Annotated in this window: 20 protein-coding genes; 4 read left to right on the top strand and 16 right to left on the bottom strand. The window is 61.2% G+C overall.

The features are described from left to right. Positions 1-100: 100 nt before the first annotated feature. Positions 101-1,036, top strand: coding sequence for a ribose-phosphate pyrophosphokinase (locus HGI47_RS09365; RefSeq protein WP_168852476.1), 936 nt, complete (start codon positions 101-103; stop codon positions 1,034-1,036). Here the strand turns inward: HGI47_RS09365 and HGI47_RS09360 are convergent. Together HGI47_RS09360 and HGI47_RS09355 are read right to left on the bottom strand one after the other, a co-directional pair. Further along, positions 1,033-1,380: a hypothetical protein gene (locus HGI47_RS09360; protein WP_168852475.1), complete on the bottom strand. Its 348-nt coding sequence runs from the start codon at positions 1,378-1,380 to the stop codon at positions 1,033-1,035. The two genes, HGI47_RS09365 and HGI47_RS09360, sit on opposite strands and share 4 nt — an antisense overlap. A 65-nt stretch (positions 1,381-1,445) precedes the next feature. Further along, positions 1,446-2,405 carry a helix-turn-helix domain-containing protein gene (locus HGI47_RS09355; protein ID WP_168852474.1) on the bottom strand — a complete coding sequence of 320 codons (960 nt, stop codon included), beginning with the start codon at positions 2,403-2,405 and terminating at the stop codon, positions 1,446-1,448. Between the two features lie 173 nt (positions 2,406-2,578). Between HGI47_RS09355 and HGI47_RS09350 the strand changes: the two genes are divergently transcribed. Further along, positions 2,579-3,358 carry an inositol monophosphatase family protein gene (locus HGI47_RS09350; RefSeq protein ID WP_168852473.1) on the top strand — a complete coding sequence of 260 codons (780 nt, stop codon included), beginning with the start codon at positions 2,579-2,581 and terminating at the stop codon, positions 3,356-3,358. A gap of 11 nt (positions 3,359-3,369) precedes the next feature. Here HGI47_RS09350 and HGI47_RS09345 read toward each other — a convergent pair whose 3' ends face one another. From HGI47_RS09345 to HGI47_RS09295, 11 genes are all read right to left on the bottom strand, one after another. Beyond that, positions 3,370-4,251 carry a LysR substrate-binding domain-containing protein gene (locus tag HGI47_RS09345; protein WP_168852472.1) on the bottom strand — a complete coding sequence of 294 codons (882 nt, stop codon included), beginning with the start codon at positions 4,249-4,251 and terminating at the stop codon, positions 3,370-3,372. A 9-nt stretch (positions 4,252-4,260) separates the two neighbouring features. After that, on the bottom strand, positions 4,261-5,202 hold the full coding sequence (locus tag HGI47_RS09340; RefSeq protein WP_168852471.1) for a hemolysin family protein: 942 nt from the start codon (positions 5,200-5,202) through the stop codon (positions 4,261-4,263). A 20-nt stretch (positions 5,203-5,222) separates the two neighbouring features. After that, complete coding sequence (ybeY, locus tag HGI47_RS09335; RefSeq protein WP_168852470.1) at positions 5,223-5,726, bottom strand: rRNA maturation RNase YbeY; 504 nt, start codon at positions 5,724-5,726, stop codon at positions 5,223-5,225. After that, positions 5,723-6,760: a PhoH family protein gene (locus tag HGI47_RS09330; protein WP_168852469.1), complete on the bottom strand. Its 1,038-nt coding sequence runs from the start codon at positions 6,758-6,760 to the stop codon at positions 5,723-5,725. Before HGI47_RS09330 ends, ybeY begins: the two co-directional genes overlap by 4 nt. 86 nt (positions 6,761-6,846) lie before the next feature. After that, complete coding sequence (gene miaB, locus HGI47_RS09325; protein WP_168852468.1) at positions 6,847-8,169, bottom strand: tRNA (N6-isopentenyl adenosine(37)-C2)-methylthiotransferase MiaB; 1,323 nt, start codon at positions 8,167-8,169, stop codon at positions 6,847-6,849. Positions 8,170-8,203: 34 nt separating this feature from the next. After that, the gene (locus HGI47_RS09320; protein ID WP_206066093.1) at positions 8,204-8,977 is read right to left on the bottom strand and encodes a 1-acyl-sn-glycerol-3-phosphate acyltransferase; all 774 of its coding nucleotides are present in this window, start codon (positions 8,975-8,977) and stop codon (positions 8,204-8,206) included. After that, the gene (locus HGI47_RS09315) at positions 8,961-9,383 is read right to left on the bottom strand and encodes a Fur family transcriptional regulator (protein ID WP_144905629.1); all 423 of its coding nucleotides are present in this window, start codon (positions 9,381-9,383) and stop codon (positions 8,961-8,963) included. Before HGI47_RS09315 ends, HGI47_RS09320 begins: the two co-directional genes overlap by 17 nt. 97 nt (positions 9,384-9,480) lie before the next feature. Further along, entirely contained in the window at positions 9,481-9,918 is a 438-nt protein-coding gene (locus HGI47_RS09310) for a MucR family transcriptional regulator (protein WP_168852467.1), read from the bottom strand. Between the two features lie 165 nt (positions 9,919-10,083). Then, entirely contained in the window at positions 10,084-10,557 is a 474-nt protein-coding gene (locus tag HGI47_RS09305) for a GNAT family N-acetyltransferase (RefSeq protein ID WP_168852466.1), read from the bottom strand. A gap of 20 nt (positions 10,558-10,577) precedes the next feature. Next, positions 10,578-11,198 (bottom strand): tRNA (adenosine(37)-N6)-threonylcarbamoyltransferase complex dimerization subunit type 1 TsaB, encoded by a 621-nt coding sequence (gene tsaB, locus HGI47_RS09300; protein WP_168852465.1) that lies wholly within the window; start codon positions 11,196-11,198, stop codon positions 10,578-10,580. After that, complete coding sequence (locus tag HGI47_RS09295; RefSeq protein WP_168852464.1) at positions 11,199-11,777, bottom strand: NifU family protein; 579 nt, start codon at positions 11,775-11,777, stop codon at positions 11,199-11,201. It abuts the gene before it with no gap. A gap of 50 nt (positions 11,778-11,827) precedes the next feature. On the opposite strand from HGI47_RS09295, the gene HGI47_RS09290 reads away from it, so the two are divergent. Beyond that, on the top strand, positions 11,828-12,532 hold the full coding sequence (locus HGI47_RS09290) for an FKBP-type peptidyl-prolyl cis-trans isomerase (protein ID WP_370521674.1): 705 nt from the start codon (positions 11,828-11,830) through the stop codon (positions 12,530-12,532). Between the two features lie 48 nt (positions 12,533-12,580). Then, positions 12,581-15,478, top strand: coding sequence for a pitrilysin family protein (locus HGI47_RS09285; protein WP_168852463.1), 2,898 nt, complete (start codon positions 12,581-12,583; stop codon positions 15,476-15,478). Between the two features lie 7 nt (positions 15,479-15,485). On the opposite strand, the gene HGI47_RS09280 is transcribed toward HGI47_RS09285, so the two are convergent. Genes HGI47_RS09280 through HGI47_RS09270 form a run of 3 tightly spaced genes read right to left on the bottom strand, consistent with a single transcriptional unit; the run spans position 15,486 to position 18,300 of the window. Continuing rightward, positions 15,486-16,136 (bottom strand): TadE/TadG family type IV pilus assembly protein, encoded by a 651-nt coding sequence (locus HGI47_RS09280; RefSeq protein ID WP_168852462.1) that lies wholly within the window; start codon positions 16,134-16,136, stop codon positions 15,486-15,488. Then, positions 16,133-16,717 carry a TadE/TadG family type IV pilus assembly protein gene (locus tag HGI47_RS09275; RefSeq protein WP_168852461.1) on the bottom strand — a complete coding sequence of 195 codons (585 nt, stop codon included), beginning with the start codon at positions 16,715-16,717 and terminating at the stop codon, positions 16,133-16,135. The genes HGI47_RS09280 and HGI47_RS09275 overlap by 4 nt, the downstream gene beginning before the upstream one ends. Further along, positions 16,714-18,300, bottom strand: coding sequence for a TadE/TadG family type IV pilus assembly protein (locus HGI47_RS09270; RefSeq protein ID WP_168852460.1), 1,587 nt, complete (start codon positions 18,298-18,300; stop codon positions 16,714-16,716). Before HGI47_RS09270 ends, HGI47_RS09275 begins: the two co-directional genes overlap by 4 nt. Positions 18,301-18,319: the final 19 nt, after the last annotated feature.

Here is an 18,319-nt window from a genome sequence, read left to right as displayed (position 1 = left end):
TCTGATCACTAGGCGGCAACACAGGGGTGCTGCAAGAGTTGCAAAGCTGTCATCTTGGGCTAAGGGCGCTGACGGGGACTGAACCGAGGGAATCGCACGCATGAAGATCATGGCTGGCAACTCAAACCTGCCGCTCGCACGCGCCATTTCGGCCTATCTCGAAATGCCGCTGACCGACGCCAGCGTGCGCCGTTTTGCCGACGAGGAAGTCTTCGTGGAAATCCACGAAAACGTGCGTGGCGAAGATGTGTTCGTGGTGCAGTCCACCAGCTATCCAGCGAACGACAACCTGATGGAACTGCTGATCTGCATCGACGCGCTGCGCCGTGCATCGGCAAAGCGCATCACGGCGGTGGTCCCCTATTTCGGCTATGCCCGCCAAGACCGAAAGCCCGGCCCGCGCACGCCTATCTCGGCCAAGCTGGTCTGCAACCTGATTACCGAGGCTGGGGCCGACCGCGTTCTGGCCGTCGATCTTCACGCCGGGCAGATTCAGGGTTTCTTCGATATCCCGACCGATAACCTGTTTGCCGCACCGGTTATGGCGGCGGATATCCAGACCCGTTACGGCACGCAGGAACTGATGGTCGTTTCGCCCGACGTGGGCGGCGTGGTTCGCGCCCGCGCGCTGGCCAAGCGCCTGAACAACGCGCCACTGGCGATTGTGGACAAGCGACGTGATCGCCCCGGCCAGTCGGAAGTGATGAACATCATCGGTGACGTGAAGGGCCGCATGTGCATCCTGATCGACGATATCATCGATTCGGGCGGCACACTTTGCAACGCGGCGCAGGCATTGATGGACGCGGGTGCGGCGGGCGTATCGGCCTATATCACTCACGGCGTTCTGTCGGGCGGCGCAGTGGCCCGCGTCGGCAATTCAGCGCTGAAGGAATTGGTCATTTCCGATACGATCATGCCAACCGAGGCGACTGCATCGTGTGACCGCATCCGCGTGCTAACCATTGCTCCGCTGATTGGCGAAGCGGTGCGCCGTATTGCCGATGAAAGCTCGGTTTCCAGCCTTTTCGACTAAGTTTTGTTGTCTGATTTCAGCCGTTCCAGCCATGCGCGGGCCTGTTTGGGTTCGCCCACGGCGTTGGCGAGGGGCTTGCCGCGCGCGGCCATGAATTCATCATGGAGCGTGAATGGTTCCATGAACAATTGTTCGCGTGCCTCGGCAATTTCATCGGCAAGGTCTGAAAGCGCTTTTATCACCGGAGCGGTGGCGGCACGCATGATCTTGTCGGCATTGTGGTCGAACAGGCCCCATTTGCCTGCTGCCGTCACTTCCAGCGCTGCAATCAGCGCTTCTGTATAGTCCGCTTCCATTTCAGAGCGGCGCTTGTCGAGACGTTCGAGACGATCAGCCCTTGCCATCTGCCCGGCCTAGGCGAGGCGGTGTCGATGCGCAACCGCGCTTATTCCCCCATGCGCACCCGCGCTCATTCCCAAGGTTTCACCTCGCCCGGTTCCAGCCGGCGGATCGTTTCCAGTCTGCGCGTTTGCCGCGATTCGAGGCCGATGGTCATCAGCGGTTGGGGACGTTCCACGAACTGGCGGGGACTCATCCCGAAAAGTTCGGTGAATTCGCGGATCAGGTGGCTCTGATCATAATAGCGCAGGGCGATGGCTTCGGCCTCGGCGTGATCGGCCACACCGCGTAAGTGGCTGGCCATATCGAGTGCGCGGGCGCGGCGGAGCACCTGTTTGGGAGCCATCCCGAAATCGCGACGGACGATGCGTTCAAGCCGCCGCTGATCGACGTCAAATTCTTCGGCCAAGCGCGCAATGCTGACGGTGGGATCGGTGAAGGCAGCGGCTTCGAACCGTGCGGAAATAGGATCGGGTTCGCGCACGGCGCGGTCGGCGATCAGACTGCGCATTTCGTGCTCCATCGCTCGCACCCAATCTTCGGGCGAGTCATCGGGATGACACAAATCGAGCCAGCGCTGTTCGGGCAGGCCAAGGTCGGTGAAGGTTTCCAGCCTGTCCACCAGATCGGCCAGCTTAGGACCATTGATCGCGTGGCACACGCCCGGACGCAGGAACACCCCCACACTGGTGAAACTGCCGGTTACGCTGATCGGCATCCGCCGCGAATGCGGGCCGAAAAGCATGGCCGCGTTGCCTGCCGCTTTGTCTCCGACCGCTGTGGATGCCTGCCAATGCCCCCGCAACTGGATGCGAATACAGGCAAAATCGCTCAACAGTCCGCAATCAAGGCGATGATCGGGCGGCGTATCGACCACGGTTACATAAAACCGCCCGACCCAGCGTTCGAGATCGGCAGCAGGAGCGCGGCTATAAGAAATGGGCTGGCCATCGCGCGTGGCATTGGGTGAAGCAATCGCGCGATTCACGCCGGGCGATCGTTCCGCCCCCGGCCGGTTACTTCGTGTCATCCACTATGCCCCCAGGCAACCCGCTATGGTTGATGGTGCCGTAATGCCCCCGCATCAATGCACCTGTGCGCCGTGTCACGCTGCATCGAATGTTACAACTGTTCAATACGCGGAAGTGTAAATCTTGCGCTACGGGTTGACCTCCCGATGCGCAGGCGGGCACAGGCAATGATATGAAGCTGGACCAAGATATCGCCCTCGCGCTGCGCCTTGCCGATGCTGCCGCCGCCGCGATCCGACCGCACTTCCGCACCGTAACGGCTGAACGGAAAGACGATGCCACCCCGGTTACCTTGGCTGACCGGGCGGCAGAGGAGGCCATGCGCCGGATACTGACTGCCGAAGTTCCGCGCGACACGATAATTGGTGAGGAATTCGGCTCCACTGCAGGCACATCAGGCCGAAGCTGGGTTCTTGACCCTATCGATGGCACGGCAGGTTTTCTTGCCGGGCGTCCGATCTTTGGCACGCTGATTGCGCTCGTCGTCGAAGGTTTTCCCGTGCTTGGCGTGATCAATCAGCCGATCACGGGCGAGCGATGGGTGGGGGCGATGGGAATGCAGACCACGTTCAACGGTAAGCCGGTGCGCACTCGCATCTGCCGCGAACTTTCCGAAGCGACACTGGCCACGACAGGGCCGCATTACTTTGATGATCACGATGGCGGGCACTTCATGGGCCTTGCCGCGAAAACCGATCACAAGCGCATGGTGATGGGCGGTGATTGCTATAACTACGCCATGCTCGCCACCGGCCAGCTAGACGTGGTGTGCGAAGCGGGGCTGAAACTGCACGATTGGGCGGCCTTGGTGCCCGTGGTCGAAGGTGCGGGCGGCACGATGGCGGACTGGAATGGCGAGCCGTTGCACGCCGGGTCCGACGGTCATGTCATCGCGCTGGGTGACCCGGCGCGGTTGGACGATGTGGTGGAAGCACTGGCCTGCGGGCACTGAGCAGACTGGGCCTACAGGCCAGCGCGCAGCATCCAGTCGTGGAACAGGCGCACCGGGCGCGATTGCAAGGCGCGCGGGCGGCATACGAACCAGTAGGAATAGGGGCTGTCCACGTCGATGTCGTAAAGCCTGGCAAGGCGCGAATCGTGGCTGCGATGATAGTGGTCATCGTGCATGATCGCGATGCCGAGGCCTTGGGCCGCTGCTTCGAGGATGAGCTGGCCCGAATCGAAGTGGTCGATCGCAGCAGGTTCCAGCTTTTCGAGGTGGAGCGCCTTTTTCCACGCCTCGAAACTCATCGGCAGATCATTGTGGACGAGGAACGTCTGCTTCGAAAGCTTGGCAATGTCGGGGCGCTCGCCCAGTTCGCTGGCCAGCGCGGTGGACGTGATAGCGTGGACGCGGTTGTGATCGAGCCGCACCGAATGGAGCGAGGCGTCCGGCCCTTCTGACAGAACGATGGCCGCGTCGATCGTATCGCCCAGTTTGGTTTCGGCGGCGTGGCCCGAATCGATATCGATGTGCAGTTGCGGGTGTAGCTTGCGCAGTTCGCCAAGGCGCGGGAACAGGCGCTGGCTGCCGAAAAGGGGCAGCACGCCAAGGCGCAAGCGCATGACCTTGCCGGTATCGATCAGGCGGTCCACGCGATCCGCCATCTCGTCGATCAGCGGGGCGACAGCATCGTAAAGCTGCTGGCCTTCCTCAGTGAGTTTAAGCGCCTGATGCTTGCGCTCGAACATCGGCTTGCCCACGAAATCTTCAAGCGCGCCAAGGCGGCGGGACAGCGCCGAGGGACTGAGCGCAAGTTCTGCCGCCGCCGTCTTGGCCGAGCCTGCGCGCACGACGCGAATGAACGCCTCTAGCGAGCGCAGGGGGGGGAGGCGGCGGATCATCTTTCTACCCTATTCTTCAGTGGCCAGTCCGGCCAGCGGTGCATGAAGCCGGAGCCGGGTGAGGCGGCGTTCATCGCCTCCTGTCACCTCAAGCCGCCAGCCACTCGCATGTTCAAGCACGCGCCCAACGGGCGGCACTTCGCCCGCCAATACCACGGCAAGCCCGCCGAGCGTATCCACGTCTTCCTCCACTTCTGCAAGCCGGGGATCAACCGTTTCCGCTACGTCATCCAGCTCTGCACGGGCATCGGCGTCCCATGTATCGGGATCGATCCGGCGGAGCAGTTCCTGCGGGGCGTCGTCGTGCTCGTCCTCGATCTCACCAATGATCTCCTCAACGAGATCTTCGATGGTTATGATGCCATCCGTGCCGGAATATTCGTCTATGACCACGGCAAGGTGGGTACGCCGGCTGCGCATGTCTGCCAATACGTCAAGCGCGCCCCGTGCCTGCGGCACGAACAGGGGCTGGCGCATCAGGCTGGTCCAATCCTTGGGTGGCTGCTTGCCGGAAAGAAGCATCCCCGCGACGATCACGAAAACGTCCTTAACGTGGACCATGCCGATGATCTCGTCGAGCGATTCGCCAAAGACCGGCATCCGGCTGTGACCATGTTCGGCGAAGGCAGCCACGAGTTCCTCGAACGTGGCCGAGGCGGGCACGGCGATGATTTCGCCACGGGGAATCGCCACGTCATCGGCATCGTGTTCGCTGAAATGGAGCAGATTGCGCAGCATCTGGCGTTCAAGCGGATTGAGATCGCCGTTGCTGCCGTCCTGATGGTTCGGCTCGCCCTCGTGCTCGTCTATCGCTTCTTCGATCTGCGCGCGCAGCGACTGGTCGTGGTCCGGCCCTTTGAAAAAGGCCCTGATCGCGCGCCACAGCGCGCGACTACTACTGTCTCCGTCTCCAGAACGGCTGTCGCCGGTGGAGTCATTGCCCTCAGGCACTGTTCAATTCCCTCTTAAGCTCAGTCTTCGACCGCATATGGGTCGGCAATGCCCATCAGTGCAAGCGACTTCCGCTCGAGGTCTTCCATTTCGTCGGCTTCGGCCTCGCCAAGTTCATGGTCGTAACCTGCGAGATGGAGAAGGCCGTGGACGATGAGGTGGGTGGCGTGGACTTCGACCGATACGCCCTTTTCCGCAGCTTCGCGGGTGCAAACGCCGTGGGCGAGGATCATGTCGCCCAGCATTCCGGGCGCATTCGTATCGCGTGCAGCGTGCAACACTTCCTCGCGCGACAGCATCGGGAACGACAGGACATTGGTGGCCTTGTCCTTGGCCCGCCATTGCTTGTTCAGCGCGTGAACCTCTTCATCATCGGCCATGACAAGGCTGACGAGCAAGTTTTCATGGCCCAGTTCCGGTGCAATGCGCGCGGTTGCTTCGGCAGCGCGGTTGGCGAGGGCCTCCCAATCGGTGTCCTCGCCCCACACGGGGTCAATATCAATTTCAAGGATGGGCGCGGTCAAGCGTCCTTCCCTTCATATGCCTCGACGATCCGGCCAACGATGGGATGGCGCACCACATCGGCCGTCTTGAAGCGCACCGTGGCGATGCCTTCGACGCCTTCAAGGCGCTGCACTGCATCGTTGAGGCCGCTTGCCCCAACGCCGCCGGGCAGGTCGACCTGCTTGGGGTCACCGCACACCACCATCCGGCTGTTCTGGCCAAAGCGGGTGAGGAACATCTTCATCTGCGCAGGCGTGGTGTTCTGTGCCTCGTCGAGAATGACGAAGGCATCGGCGAGCGTGCGACCGCGCATGAACGCGATGGGCGCAATTTCGATTTCACCGCTGGCGATGCGGCGTTCGACCTGTTCGGGTGGCATACAATCGTACAGCGCATCGTAGAGCGGGCGCAGATAGGGATCGACCTTTTCCTTCATGTCGCCGGGCAAGAAACCAAGGCGTTCGCCCGCTTCAACTGCCGGGCGCGAAAGAATCAGGCGCTGGACCGAACCGCTGATGAGCTGCGCCACGGCCTGCGCCACGGCGAGATAGGTCTTACCCGTGCCTGCGGGGCCGAGCGCGAAGATCACGTCATGGCTGATCAGAGCGCGCATGTAGTCGATCTGGGTGGCGCTGCGCGGCACGATGGTTTTTTTGCGCGTGCGGATCATGATGGGCGGTGCGCCACCGGGAGCGCCTGTGATGATGCCCTCCAGTGTCGGCTCTACGCTCATCGCAATCAGCGAATCGACCGCGCCCGAATCGAGATCCTGCCCCGACAGCAAGCGCTGGTGCATTCCTTTCAGCACTTCGCGTGCGCGCGCCACCGAATCGTCCGGCCCTTCGATCAGCACGCGATTGCCACGCGCCGATATGTAAACTCCCAGCCGGTTCTCGATATGCACGAGATTGGTGTCGAACTGGCCGAACAGGGTGCCAAGCACGGTCTGCTCGTCAAACTCGACCTCGACACGGGCACGCCTGTGCGCGTCAGGGCGGTGTTGCGATTCCGGTCGATGATGCGCTTCGTCGGCGCGGTGGGGTTTACGGGCCATGTGCTCCTTTCAGATTAGGGCCTGATGCAGAGCATAGGTACGGATATTGCGCGCACAAGACGCGTGCCGACTATTCCACAGCCGTATTAGACAAGCCGACCCGATAGCGAGTTCGGCCCGGCATCAACCAGTTCGACCGTGACCATCTGCCCAATGTCGGCATCACCCGTGAAATGTACCGATTGCAGCCACGGCGATTTGCCCAGCCACTGGCCGCGATGCTTGCCCCGGCGTTCGACCAGAACGTCACAGGTCTTACCCACGCTGTCCTTGTTGAACGCCAGTTGATCGCGGTTGATGGCGGCCTGAAGGCGTTGCAGGCGCTCGTCCATTACACTGGCGGACACATGATCGGGCATCGTTGCTGCCGGGGTGCCGGGGCGAGGCGAATACTTGAAGCTAAAGGCCTGCGCATAGGCGACCTGTTCGACAAGGCGCAAGGTGTCTTCAAACTCGGTGTCGGTTTCGCCCGGAAAGCCGACGATGAAATCGCCAGACAGCGCGATGTCTGGCCGGACGGCGCGGATGCGTTCCAGCAGCGCCATGTAGCTATCAACCGTATGGCTGCGGTTCATAGCCTTCAGCACGCGGTCGTTGCCTGCCTGCACCGGCAGGTGCAGGAACGGCATCAGCTTTTCCAACTCACCATGCGCGGCGATCAATCCGTCGGTCATGTCGTTGGGATGGCTGGTGGTGTAGCGGATACGTAGCAGATCTGGATTTGCGGCCAGTGCGCGAGCAAGGCCATCGAGGCCAACAGTGCGGCCCTTGTCATCCTCACCCGTCCATGCGTTGACGTTCTGCCCCAGCAGCGTGATCTCACGTGCGCCGCCCGCAACCAGAAGCTTTGCCTCTTCGACCAGATCGGCAAACGGGCGGCTGATTTCGGCACCGCGCGTATAGGGCACCACGCAGTAGGTGCAGAACTTGTCGCACCCTTCCTGCACCGTCAGAAAGGCGGTGGGCGCAGACTTGCGGCGCTTGGGCAGGGCGGCAAACTTGGCCTCGGCGGGCATGTCAGTCTCGGTGGCGCGCTTTCCGGCGGCGGCATCGGCAACCATTTCGGGCAGGCGGTGGTAAGACTGGGGGCCTACCACCACCTTCACGCTGGGCGCACGGGCCATGATTTCCTCGCCCTCTGCCTGCGCCACACAGCCAGCAACGGCGATCAGCGGAGCACTGCCATCATCGCGCCGCAAGCGGCCAATGTCCGAATAGACCTTCTCGGTCGCCTTTTCGCGGATATGGCAGGTGTTCAGCACGACCAGATCGGCGTCGTCACCTTCTGCCGCCGCCGACATACCCTCAGCGGCGAGCAGTTCGGCCATGCGTTCTCCGTCATAGACGTTCATCTGGCAGCCGAAGCTCTTGACGCGGAAGGTTTTGGGGGAGGGCGCAGCGGAAGACATGACGCGCGCCGATAGTGGATTTGTCTGGCTTTGTCTAACGCGCCACGCTCATCGCGGTGAGGATACGGTCACGGGCCGCCGTGGCCATTACCTTGCGATTGGCGGCTTCTTCTGCGGTCAACGGCGGCAGGAAGTGCACCGTTACCGGCACCGACCTGTGTCGAGCGAGAATTTTGAGAAAGTTGTCCAACCCAGGTTCTTCGCCGACCCAGGCAATAGAGGCTACGTTCTGGCCATAATCCAGCCAGACCGGCTGTATTGCAATGCCCGGCGGCGGTGGATCAAGCGCTGAGAGCAGCGAGGATTTGAACGGCAGAAGGCTGAGCCCATCGCTGGTGGTGCCTTCAGGAAAAACGGCGAGTGCGCCCGTATCGGTCAGCGCATCGCGAACCTGTTCGACCTGTGAATGAACCGACCGCCGATCATGGCGGGCGACGAACACGGTGTCGTTCATTTCGCAGAGCCATTTGAGCAGGCCCACATCGGCAAGCCCGGAGTGCGCCACGAAAGCGCTGCCGCTGGCGCCGGAGATTACCGGTATGTCGAGCCAACTGACATGATTGGAAAGGAGGAAGGCTCCCTTGCGTTCAGGCGCGCCCTCGATTCGCACCCGTGCGCCTGCGATCCACGCGATGCCGCCCAGAAAGATGCGCGGCCAAGGGTTGTGAAGGCGTAAAATACGCCAAAGATAATAGAGCGGCACGCAAGCCAGCAGCAACAGCAGCATTGCCAGAATGCGCACCGCGATGCGCGCTCGTCCGACAAGGGAAATTGCCGGACGATCAAAAGCGTCAGCCGTCGCGTTCAAGCTTGACGCCGTAAAGCTCCATGCGGTGATCGACGAGCCGGTAACCGAGCTTTTCGGCAATCTGGCGCTGGAGCTGTTCAAGTTCGGGATCGACGAACTCGATGACCTTGCCGGTCTCAACGTCGATCAGGTGGTCGTGATGCGCCTCTGGCGTGGCTTCATAGCGCGCACGCCCGTCGCCAAAGTCGTGGCGATCAAGGATGCCCGCTTCTTCGAACAGGCGCACGGTGCGATAGACCGTGGCAATGGAAATGCGCGGATCGATCGACGAAGCGCGTTCGTGCAGCTTCTCTACATCGGGGTGATCGTCGCTTTCCGAAAGGACACGCGCAATGGTCCGACGCTGGTCGGTGATGCGCAGGCCGCGTTCGGCGCAGAGAGCTTCAATGTCGATCGCCTGGTGCACTGGGAACTCATCAAAAAAGGATCGGCCCGCCTGTCTATAGACTGGCGGGCCGAATCTTCAACTGCGTGCAATCGTATTGCGCGACAGCCTGTTCAGATCAGGACGCAGCCTTGCGACCGCGCTTTGGTGCGGGCTTGCGGCCAAGGCCGATCTTCTTGGCAAGTTCCCGGCGCTTTTCAGCATAGGCAGGAGCGACCATCGGATAGTCGGCAGGAAGATTCCAGCGCGTGCGATACTGCTCCGGGGTCATGTTATAGCGCGTAGCAAGGTGGCGCTTGAGCATTTTCAGCTTCTTGCCATCTTCCAGGCAGACGATGTGATCGTTCTTCACCGAAGAGCGGATCGAAACGGCCGGTTCGGGCGCAGGTTCTTCGACAGGGGCGGGCTGATCGAGACCGGCTAGCGCCGAATAGACATTGGTGATCAGCGTGGGCAGGTCACCCACGGCAACGCTGTTGTTGCTGACATGTGCTGCCACGATGTCAGAGGTGAGCGTGATCAGTGTCTCCCGCATATCGTTTTGAATTTCACTCATTGCGAACCGGCCTTCTTTGGAATTGGTTATCGGGCTTCGACTGCAATCAACTTTGATTGGTGACCCAGATCACGTCTTATAGTCCTATGAACGAAAGTTACAACCAGAACTTGCCCTTGTCTGGAATCATTTTGCAAAATCCTGCTAACGCTAGCAAGTATCGGATTAATCCTGAAAGATCAATTCCTGGCTGATTGCATCGATACGGCCTCCTCCCGGTGTCCTGTAATAGGACGGACGCCTGCCGATCTCTCGAAAACCGTGTGCAGCGTAAAGAAATGCCGCTGGATTTCCGTGGCGCATTTCAAGGAATACCCGCGCCATGCCAGTTGCCTTGGCCGATTCAAGAAAACGTGAAAGCAGCAAATGACCTAAGCCTCGGCGCCGATACTCTGGTGCAATCGCAAAAAGTAGAAGTTCTTCCTCGTCCAGAATGGCGCGACTCATGAAAAAACCGGCGATATCGGTTGTTTCCGCAATATGCGCCGCGCCGTCTGGTGCGATCAGGCCATAACGACAATTACTTATGGTGAACGCATCGGAAACTTGCCGCCGATTCCATGCCTCACCGAATTCGGCGGAAAAGGCCCGTTCCATTACCGACATGATGCGGTCGATATCGTCGGGCGGGGCGATCATATCTTGATGAACGTCTCTGGTCAGGCTGTTTTGGCAGGCAGCCGTGCGTCGGGTGCCCTGCCATAAAGAGGACGAGGGGCGGCGTGGAGGTGCCGCGCGCCAAGTAACCCGAACGCGCGCGCATCGGGCCGCAGGTCAAGCGCTATGACCTCGGGGCGTTCAATGGCGCAGGGTGCGGCCTGGCTGCCGGCAACGATCCCCGCCAAACTCCGTGCCAGCACTTGTGTCGAGGGCAGCGATTCGACCACGCCAAGCGATGCACCGTCTGCGCCGAATGTCTGGAAAAACCATTCGCCGTGCCCGCCTGTCATGCACACGTCAATTGCCGCGCCGGGATGGTCTGCGCGCGCCATTGCCGCGACAAGCGACAGGCTTTCATAACCCTCTACGGTTGCATTCCACGCCAGCGCCAGTGCGCGGGCTGCTGCGATCCCGACGCGAATGCCGGTAAAACTGCCGGGGCCAACGTCAACTGCGATCACGTCTGCGCGCCCTTTTTCGGGCAGGGCAGCGATCATTGGCACCAGCCTTTCGGCGTGGCCACGACCAAGTGCCAGGCATTCGCCTGCGATAAGTTCGTCGTCCTCAAACAGCGCGACCGAGCAGGCTTCTGTCGCACTGTCGATCACCAATCTGCGCATTCAGGCCGCGCGCACTTCACTGACTTCGGGGACGTAGTGCTTGAGCAGGCTTTCGATGCCGTTCTTGAGCGTTGCGGTAGAGGAGGGGCAGCCGGAGCACGCGCCTTGCATCTGCAGATAGACCACACCTTCGCGGAAGCCCTTGTAGATGATGTCGCCGCCATCGTTGGCCACGGCGGGCCGCACGCGGGTTTCGATCAGATCCTTGATCTGTTCGATCACGTCCGCGTCTGCCGGATCATCGGCAAAATTTTCGTCCGCTTCGGCAGGAACGGAAATTCCGGCGGCAGTTCCGGCGGCGAACAGCGGGGCCTGTGCAACGAAATGGTCCAGCAGAAGCGATAGCACCTGCGGCTTGAGCGAGGCCCATTCAACGCCGGGGGCGGCGGTTACCGAAATGAAATCGCGCCCGAAGAATACGCCCGTCACATCGCCCAGATCAAACAGGGCTTGCGCCAGTGGCGACGCTTCGGCCGCTTCGGGCGACGTGAATTCGCGCGTGCCGGATGCCATGACCAGTTCGCCGGGCAGGAACTTGAGTGTGGCGGGGTTGGGCGTCGTTTCGGTCTCGATGAACATGATTCGCATGTAAGGCAGCCGCGCAGGCGGTCAAGTGGATCAAGCGGATAGTGGCTGCGCACGAAGGCCTTGCAGACGAATTTTCCGCTGTGCTGGACGATGGACGCATGGCGCTTGCAATGGCAGCCCGCTATGGCAGGGCGATGAACCCCACTTGTCGCGCCCTGCGCTTTATCGCCCCTGCTGCACTGCTTGTTGCCGCTACCTCTGTACTGGCCGCTCCGGCGAAGCCTGCCGCCCAGCCTGCGGCACCTTCATCGAAAGTCATTCCCCTGCCGTTGAACCCCATCGTTCCGGCGACCGAGCGGGTTTGCAGTGCGGCCAAAGCCAGTGGGTTAGGGGCATCGCAGCTTAAACCGGCAGAAGGGGCCAAGCCTGCCAAGGCGGATTACGTGCTGGTCAACTACATCGGCTACCTTGCCGCAAATGGCGAAGTGTTCGATCAGAACATGCAATCGGCATTCCCCGTAGAGGGCGTGATCCCTGGCTTTTCCGAAGGCCTGCAGATGATGGCCAAGGGCAGCATCTGGCGCTTTTGCGTGCCGTCCGCACTTGGTTACGGGGCGCAGGAATCCGGGCCGATCCCTGCCAATTCCGATCTCGTCTTCCAGGTTGAGCTAGTAGACTTCAAGAGTGCGGCAGAAGTGGAAGCCATGCGTGCGGCACAGGCCGATGCCACCTCGGCGGCGAGTGAGGCTGCGGCAGAGGCGGCTGAAGAAGCCGCAAAAGCCGCTGCTGCCGCAGCGCCGCAATAACAGGTCTATTCACTGGTCCTTCATCCACATGCTTCCTATAGTCGGGCGATGCGATCGAAAAACACGCGCGCCCGGCGCATAGGCCTCGTTCTTTCCCTCCTGCTGGTTTCCACGGCTCCTGTCGTCGCCCAGACGCCCGCCAAGGCGCCTGCCGCCGCTGCGGCCAAGGCATCGATCCCCTGGCTCTATCAGGGTTCCGACGTGCCGCAGGACAAGGCGTGGACCTTTGGCGTTCTGCCCAATGGCCTGCGCTATGCCGTGCGCCACAATGGCGTGCCGCCCGAACAGGTTTCGATCCGCGTGCTGGTGGATGCAGGGTCGATGTATGAGACCGAAGACCAGCGCGGGTATGCACACCTTCTCGAACACCTGACCTTCCGTGAATCGAAGTATCTGAAGGAAGGGGAAACGATCCCCACTTGGCAGCGCCTTGGTGCCACATTCGGTAGTGATACCAACGCTGAAACCAGCCCCACGCAAACTGTTTACAAGCTGGACATTCCGCAAGCCGATCCTGCCAAGCTGGACGAAACGTTCCGGCTGCTGTCGGGCATGATCACCGCGCCGATCTTTACCGATCACGGCGTGAAGACCGAAGTGCCGATCGTGCTGGCCGAAATGCGCGAACGCACCAGTGCGCAGTCGCGCGTGCTGGATGAAACGCGGAACCTGTTTTTCAAGGGGCAGTTGCTGGCCGCGCGCAATCCCATCGGCACCGTGCCTACGCTTGAGGCGGCAAATGGTGCAAAGGTTAAGGCCTTCCACGACAAGTGGTATCGCCCGGACAATACCGTGATTGTGGTGGCGGGCGATGCCGATCCGGCCACGCTCGTTGCGCGTATCGAACAGTGGTTCGGCGGTTGGAAGGTTGCGGGCAAGAAGTCTCCGCAGCCCGATTTCGGCAAGCCCGTCGCCCCTGTCGGGATCGACCCGGCCAACCCCGTGGGCGAAGCCAAAGTCATGGTCGAACCCGATCTGCCGCGCATCGTGAACTGGGCCGTGCTGCGGCCCTGGAAAAAGGTGAACGATACCATCGCCTACAATCAGGCACTGATGTTGGACCGGCTGGCGCTGGCGCTGATCAACCGCCGCCTTGAAGGCCGCGCGCGGGCAGGGGGCAGCTACCTTGCCGCCTCGGTGGACGAGATGAAGCAGGAGCTTTCGCGCTCTGCCGATGCCACCATCGTAACGGTCACCCCGCTGGGCGAAGACTGGAAAAGCGCCGTCACTGATGTGCGTGCGGTGATCGCCGATGCATTGGCCACACCGCCTTCGCAGGAAGAGATCGACCGTGAGGTGGCCGAGTTCGAAGTGGCATTCAAGGTGGCTGTGGAAACGCAGTCGACCCTTGCCGGGTCAAAGGCTGCAGACGACATCGTCAACGCCGTGGACATTCGCGAGACCGTGGCGAATCCAGATACCGTCTATCAGATTTTCAAAAGCTCAACCCCGCTGTTCAAGCCAGATGCCGTTCTGAAAAGTACGCGCGCGCTGTTTCAGGGCACGGTTGTTCGCCCAATGATGATCACGCCCAAGACGGGCGAGGCGGACGAGGCCGCGCTGCGCACCGCGCTCACTGCGCCGGTCGAGGCCGCATCCGGCAGCCGCGTCGCCGCCAATTCGCTCAAGTTCGAAGATCTTCCGCCGGTCGGTACGCCCGGCACCGTGGCCACAGCACGACCCATTGGCCTGCTGGGCATCGAACAGATAGAACTGTCCAATGGTGTGAAGGTTCTGCTCTGGCCCAACGATGCCGAGCCCGGACGCATCATCCTTAAGGCGCGCTTCGGTGGCGGCTATTCTGCGATCAGTCCGCAGAACGCGGTCTATGGTCCCATCGGACAGATGGCGCTGATGGACAGTGGTATCGGTGCCTTGGGCCGTGACGATCTTGACCGCTTGGCCACGGGCCGCAAACTGAGCCTCGATTTCAATATCGACGACACCGCGTTCGTCCTTTCAGCCGACACGCGCCCCGCCGATCTTGCCGATCAGCTCTATCTGATGGCCGCAAAGCTCGCCACGCCGCGCTGGGATGCAAACCCCGTGCTGCGCGCGAAGGCGGCGGCGAAGCTGCAGTATGAAAGCTTCAATTCTGCGCCGATGGCCGTGCTCAACCGCGATCTTAACTGGTTGATGCGCGATGGTGATCCGCGCTATGCCACGCCCAATCCGGCAGAGCTTGAGAAGGTGACGCCCGAAGGCTTCCGCGCGGCGTGGGAGCCTTTGTTGGCGCAAGGACCGATTGAAATCGACATGTTCGGCGATTTCAATCGGGACCAAGCGATTTTTGCGCTGGAAAAGACCTTCGGCGCTCTGCCTGCCCGTCCTGCTGTCGAACAGCCCGCTCTGGCACCCAACATCCCTGCGCACAATGAAGAGCCGCTGGTTCTGACGCATCGTGGCGACCCGTCTCAGGCCGCCGCCGTCGTCGCATGGCCCACCGGTGGCGGGCAGCAGGGCGTGCGTGAAAGCCGCCAGCTCGAAATCCTTGCGCAGATATTCAACAACCGCCTGTTCGATGCAATGCGCGAGAAGGTGGGCGCAAGCTATGCGCCGCAGGTCGGGTCCAGCTGGCCGCTGGATCTGCCATCGGGCGGTTACATCTCCGCAATGGTGCAGTTGCGTCCCGGGGATTTCGACACGTTCTTTGCCGCGGCAGACAAGATCGCTGCCGATCTGGCGACCACTCCGCCCACGGCGGACGAGATTGGCCGCGTAACTGAACCGCTCAAGCAATTGATCACGCGGGCCAGCACCGGCAACGGTTTCTACATGTTCCAGCTGGAAGGTGCCGCAAACGATCCACGCAAGATCGCCGCGATTCGCACGATCCTCAATGATTACAGCCAGACAACGCCCGAACGGATGCAGTTGCTCGCCCAGCGCTATCTGGTGAAGGACCAGAGCTGGCGATTGGAAGTGGTGCCAGAGAAGAAGCCCTGAAGCTTGCTTAGCACTGGTTCTTCTTGTCGTTACCGGTCATGCCATTGCCGAGGCTGCGGTCGTCGCGCGCGATGACCGCAGCCTCTTCATGCAGGACGATCTTGTCGACGAACAGGGTGCCGAACAGGCCTTTGTATTCATACCACACTTCGGCGACCATGACCGCGCCGCCCGATGGTGCCTTGATGGTCTTGCCGCCGAGCGACAGGCCGTTGGCAATGGACGTCAGCAATCCGCCGGTGGTGTCAGGCTTACCGTGTTTTGACTGCTGTTTGCCCTTGCCCTTGCACTGTTGCCAGTGAACGTATTGCTTGCCGGTCACCGGATGGCCTTCAAGACTTGACAGGATGACCCGGCCATTTTCATCAAGGTTAATGGTTCCGCCTTCCTCAAGCGCGCCGTTGAGCACGGATTCCACGTCGGAACTGCTGACGGTGGGGGTCACGCCGCTGTTGTCCGTCTGGCCGATGCGCGATGCGTTGTCGGCCATCGACACTGCCACCTGACTGACTTCCAGCGCGGCGGCGTTCAGCCAGGCGATTTCCGCGCCATACATGCCCAGCGTCATGAACAGTGGCAGCACCAGCGCGAATTCGATCACCGAGACAGCATCGGTGTCGCGCAGAAGCGTGCGGGCGAAGTGCAATTTACTTCTCATGGGCAGCTTCCTGCGGTCGATCCGTAGTCCGTCTGGTTGCCGAAGGGCTGGTTCTTCACCACGGCAGTTGCCGAAAGCGTCCGGTCGGCCCATCGCGCCGGAAGGAACGGCACCTTGAACAGCGGTTCGAAGCTGGCCGTTACCTTATAGACCACGACATCGTTGGCATCGCCTGCGCTGCCCTGCTTGCCGACGTCTTCGTCCCACTCACCGCTGCGGTTTTCGTCGGTGTAGACTTCGTTGTTGTCGCAAATGGAATTGCCGTTTGCGTCGTTCCACTTTTCGGGCCGGCCGATATCGGAAAAATCGTAGTAGCTGGTGCGGCTGCTCTCGATGGTCACGCCGGGCAGGATGGGGCGGATCGCGTTGAGAACGCTGGCATCGGCCTGGGTCACGTTGCGGGTTTCGTTGGCCGAGGCGCGTGCGGCGCGATGGACTGCGCCCGTCAGCACGGACTTGCCATAGACCATCTGGCCGATGTCCAGAATGCCGACGAGGAAAACCATGAACAGCGGCAGGACGATCGCAAACTCGACGATCGTTGCGCCTTCCACGTTCTGTCGCAACTGGCGGACCATCATTGCACCACGCGCAATTCGCCAACCTGCTGGGCGATGGATTGGAAGGATTCCTCCAGCTCGCTGGCATTTTCGGCGGTGAACGAGCTGTCGGTGGAGGCGCAGGTTTCCAGTTCGGTGGTCATGCTTGCGGCAAAAGCGATGACCCAGACCCTGATGCCTTTGGCTTTCACCGCCTCACACAGCGCGAGAAAGCGCGAGTTGTGGCGACTGCCGTCGTTCGTGTAGCCATCATCGGTCACGCGGCGGTCGTGGTATTCTATGCCCCATGCCGATTGGGAGGAGAATGACGGTGACATTTCGCCATCGGTCATGAAGATCATGTGCCGCGCGACTTCGCCGCCGTTGGTGGGCCGTTCCAGAACGTTGTCGGACCAGATGCCATCGGGCGAGAGCAGCCGTGCCCCCCACACCATGCCGATATCGTGGTACGTCGCCCCGACCGGGATCAGCGCGTCGGCATAGGCGAAATAGGCTGTGCGATCCATCTCGCCGAGCAATCGCGCCGCGCTTGGGCAGGCGGAGAATGCCTGCTGTCCCGTGGACGATGGTATGGCACTGTTCATGTAGACATTGCCCCACCAATCGGTTGTCGTACGGATATAGGCGACTTCAGGCCACATCGGCGCCCATTTCATGGCGTTCGTGCCATCGGGCGCCGCGTCGATGTCGAGATCGTGCGCGCCATCGGGATCGAAGCCATTGAGGGCTGACCAGGTGAAGGCATCTTCCGACACGGTGGACCGCTCTTCGATGCAGCCTGCCCAGGTCGATGATACGGCTGCCCCGTTCGTACCGGTATTGGTGCTGACGGCTGCGAATGTCTTGTACCGGCTGACATCGAACGTCAGGGGGCGATATTCCCAGCGGCGGAAACTGCCATTTGCCCAGCGGATCGCCAGACGGGACTGCACGGTCCAGCTGTCGACCAGATAGTTCGGGCTTTTGTTATAGATCAGGCGGCCGACATTAACGGTCGAGCTGTAAGGGACGAAACCATAACGGATGCGGGCGTTGGTGCCCGATGCGGCGGCGGCAACGGTATCGTAGAAGTTCTTCATGGATGTTCGCAGCGCCTGTATTCGGGTCTGCGTCGTGCCCGCCAAGGTAAAGTCCATCGACCCGGTGGTGTCGAGCACCATCATTATGTCGCTGTTGCCGACTTCCATCGAAGCGGTGCACGTGGATCGCAGTTCAAAGCCGGTAAAGCCGAACAACTGCATCATGATGGGGGGCAGGGCCGTAGTGGCGACCGCGTTGATCGTGCTGCCCCGGTCTGCCGATGTGGCGGTGAAGGTGGTGTCGCTCGAACCTTGCCGCGCCTCGTCGAAGTTGGCGTAGAAATAGTTTTCGGCCTGTGCTCGCGCTGTGTCGTCGAGGCCGTTCGACGTTACGGCGCGGCGACCGGCCAGAACGCCCGCATCGCAGGCGGATTGTAGTCGCGTCTGCACCCGCCAGCCCCGGCTGATGTCCACCGCTCCACCGATCAGCGCAGCGACTGCAAAGATCGCTAGTGCCGACAGAGGCAGGATGTTGCCCGCGCGGCACTTTGCCAGACTGGCAATCAGGCGGGAGAAGGCGGGCATGATGGGTCGGTCGGCAGCC

The organism is Novosphingobium sp. ERN07 (assembly GCF_012641335.1).
Lineage (GTDB): Bacteria > Pseudomonadota > Alphaproteobacteria > Sphingomonadales > Sphingomonadaceae > Novosphingobium.
Note: the sequence above shows the minus strand (reverse complement) of the source record. Positions and strands in the feature narration are given on the sequence as shown.

Excerpts from the sequence above, each read along its gene's own strand:
- HGI47_RS09365 (WP_168852476.1), top strand. The coding sequence starts at position 101 with ATGAAGATCATGGCTGGCAACTCAAACCTGCCGCTCGCACGCGCCATT.
- HGI47_RS09360 (WP_168852475.1), bottom strand. The coding sequence starts at position 1,380 with ATGGCAAGGGCTGATCGTCTCGAACGTCTCGACAAGCGCCGCTCTGAA.
- HGI47_RS09355 (WP_168852474.1), bottom strand. The coding sequence starts at position 2,405 with ATGACACGAAGTAACCGGCCGGGGGCGGAACGATCGCCCGGCGTGAAT.
- HGI47_RS09350 (WP_168852473.1), top strand. The coding sequence starts at position 2,579 with ATGAAGCTGGACCAAGATATCGCCCTCGCGCTGCGCCTTGCCGATGCT.
- HGI47_RS09345 (WP_168852472.1), bottom strand. The coding sequence starts at position 4,251 with ATGATCCGCCGCCTCCCCCCCCTGCGCTCGCTAGAGGCGTTCATTCGC.
- HGI47_RS09330 (WP_168852469.1), bottom strand. The coding sequence starts at position 6,760 with ATGGCCCGTAAACCCCACCGCGCCGACGAAGCGCATCATCGACCGGAA.
- miaB (WP_168852468.1), bottom strand. The coding sequence starts at position 8,169 with ATGTCTTCCGCTGCGCCCTCCCCCAAAACCTTCCGCGTCAAGAGCTTC.
- HGI47_RS09310 (WP_168852467.1), bottom strand. The coding sequence starts at position 9,918 with ATGAGTGAAATTCAAAACGATATGCGGGAGACACTGATCACGCTCACC.
- HGI47_RS09305 (WP_168852466.1), bottom strand. The coding sequence starts at position 10,557 with ATGATCGCCCCGCCCGACGATATCGACCGCATCATGTCGGTAATGGAA.
- tsaB (WP_168852465.1), bottom strand. The coding sequence starts at position 11,198 with ATGCGCAGATTGGTGATCGACAGTGCGACAGAAGCCTGCTCGGTCGCG.
- HGI47_RS09295 (WP_168852464.1), bottom strand. The coding sequence starts at position 11,777 with ATGTTCATCGAGACCGAAACGACGCCCAACCCCGCCACACTCAAGTTC.
- HGI47_RS09285 (WP_168852463.1), top strand. The coding sequence starts at position 12,581 with ATGCGATCGAAAAACACGCGCGCCCGGCGCATAGGCCTCGTTCTTTCC.
- HGI47_RS09280 (WP_168852462.1), bottom strand. The coding sequence starts at position 16,136 with ATGAGAAGTAAATTGCACTTCGCCCGCACGCTTCTGCGCGACACCGAT.
- HGI47_RS09275 (WP_168852461.1), bottom strand. The coding sequence starts at position 16,717 with ATGATGGTCCGCCAGTTGCGACAGAACGTGGAAGGCGCAACGATCGTC.
- HGI47_RS09270 (WP_168852460.1), bottom strand. The coding sequence starts at position 18,300 with ATGCCCGCCTTCTCCCGCCTGATTGCCAGTCTGGCAAAGTGCCGCGCG.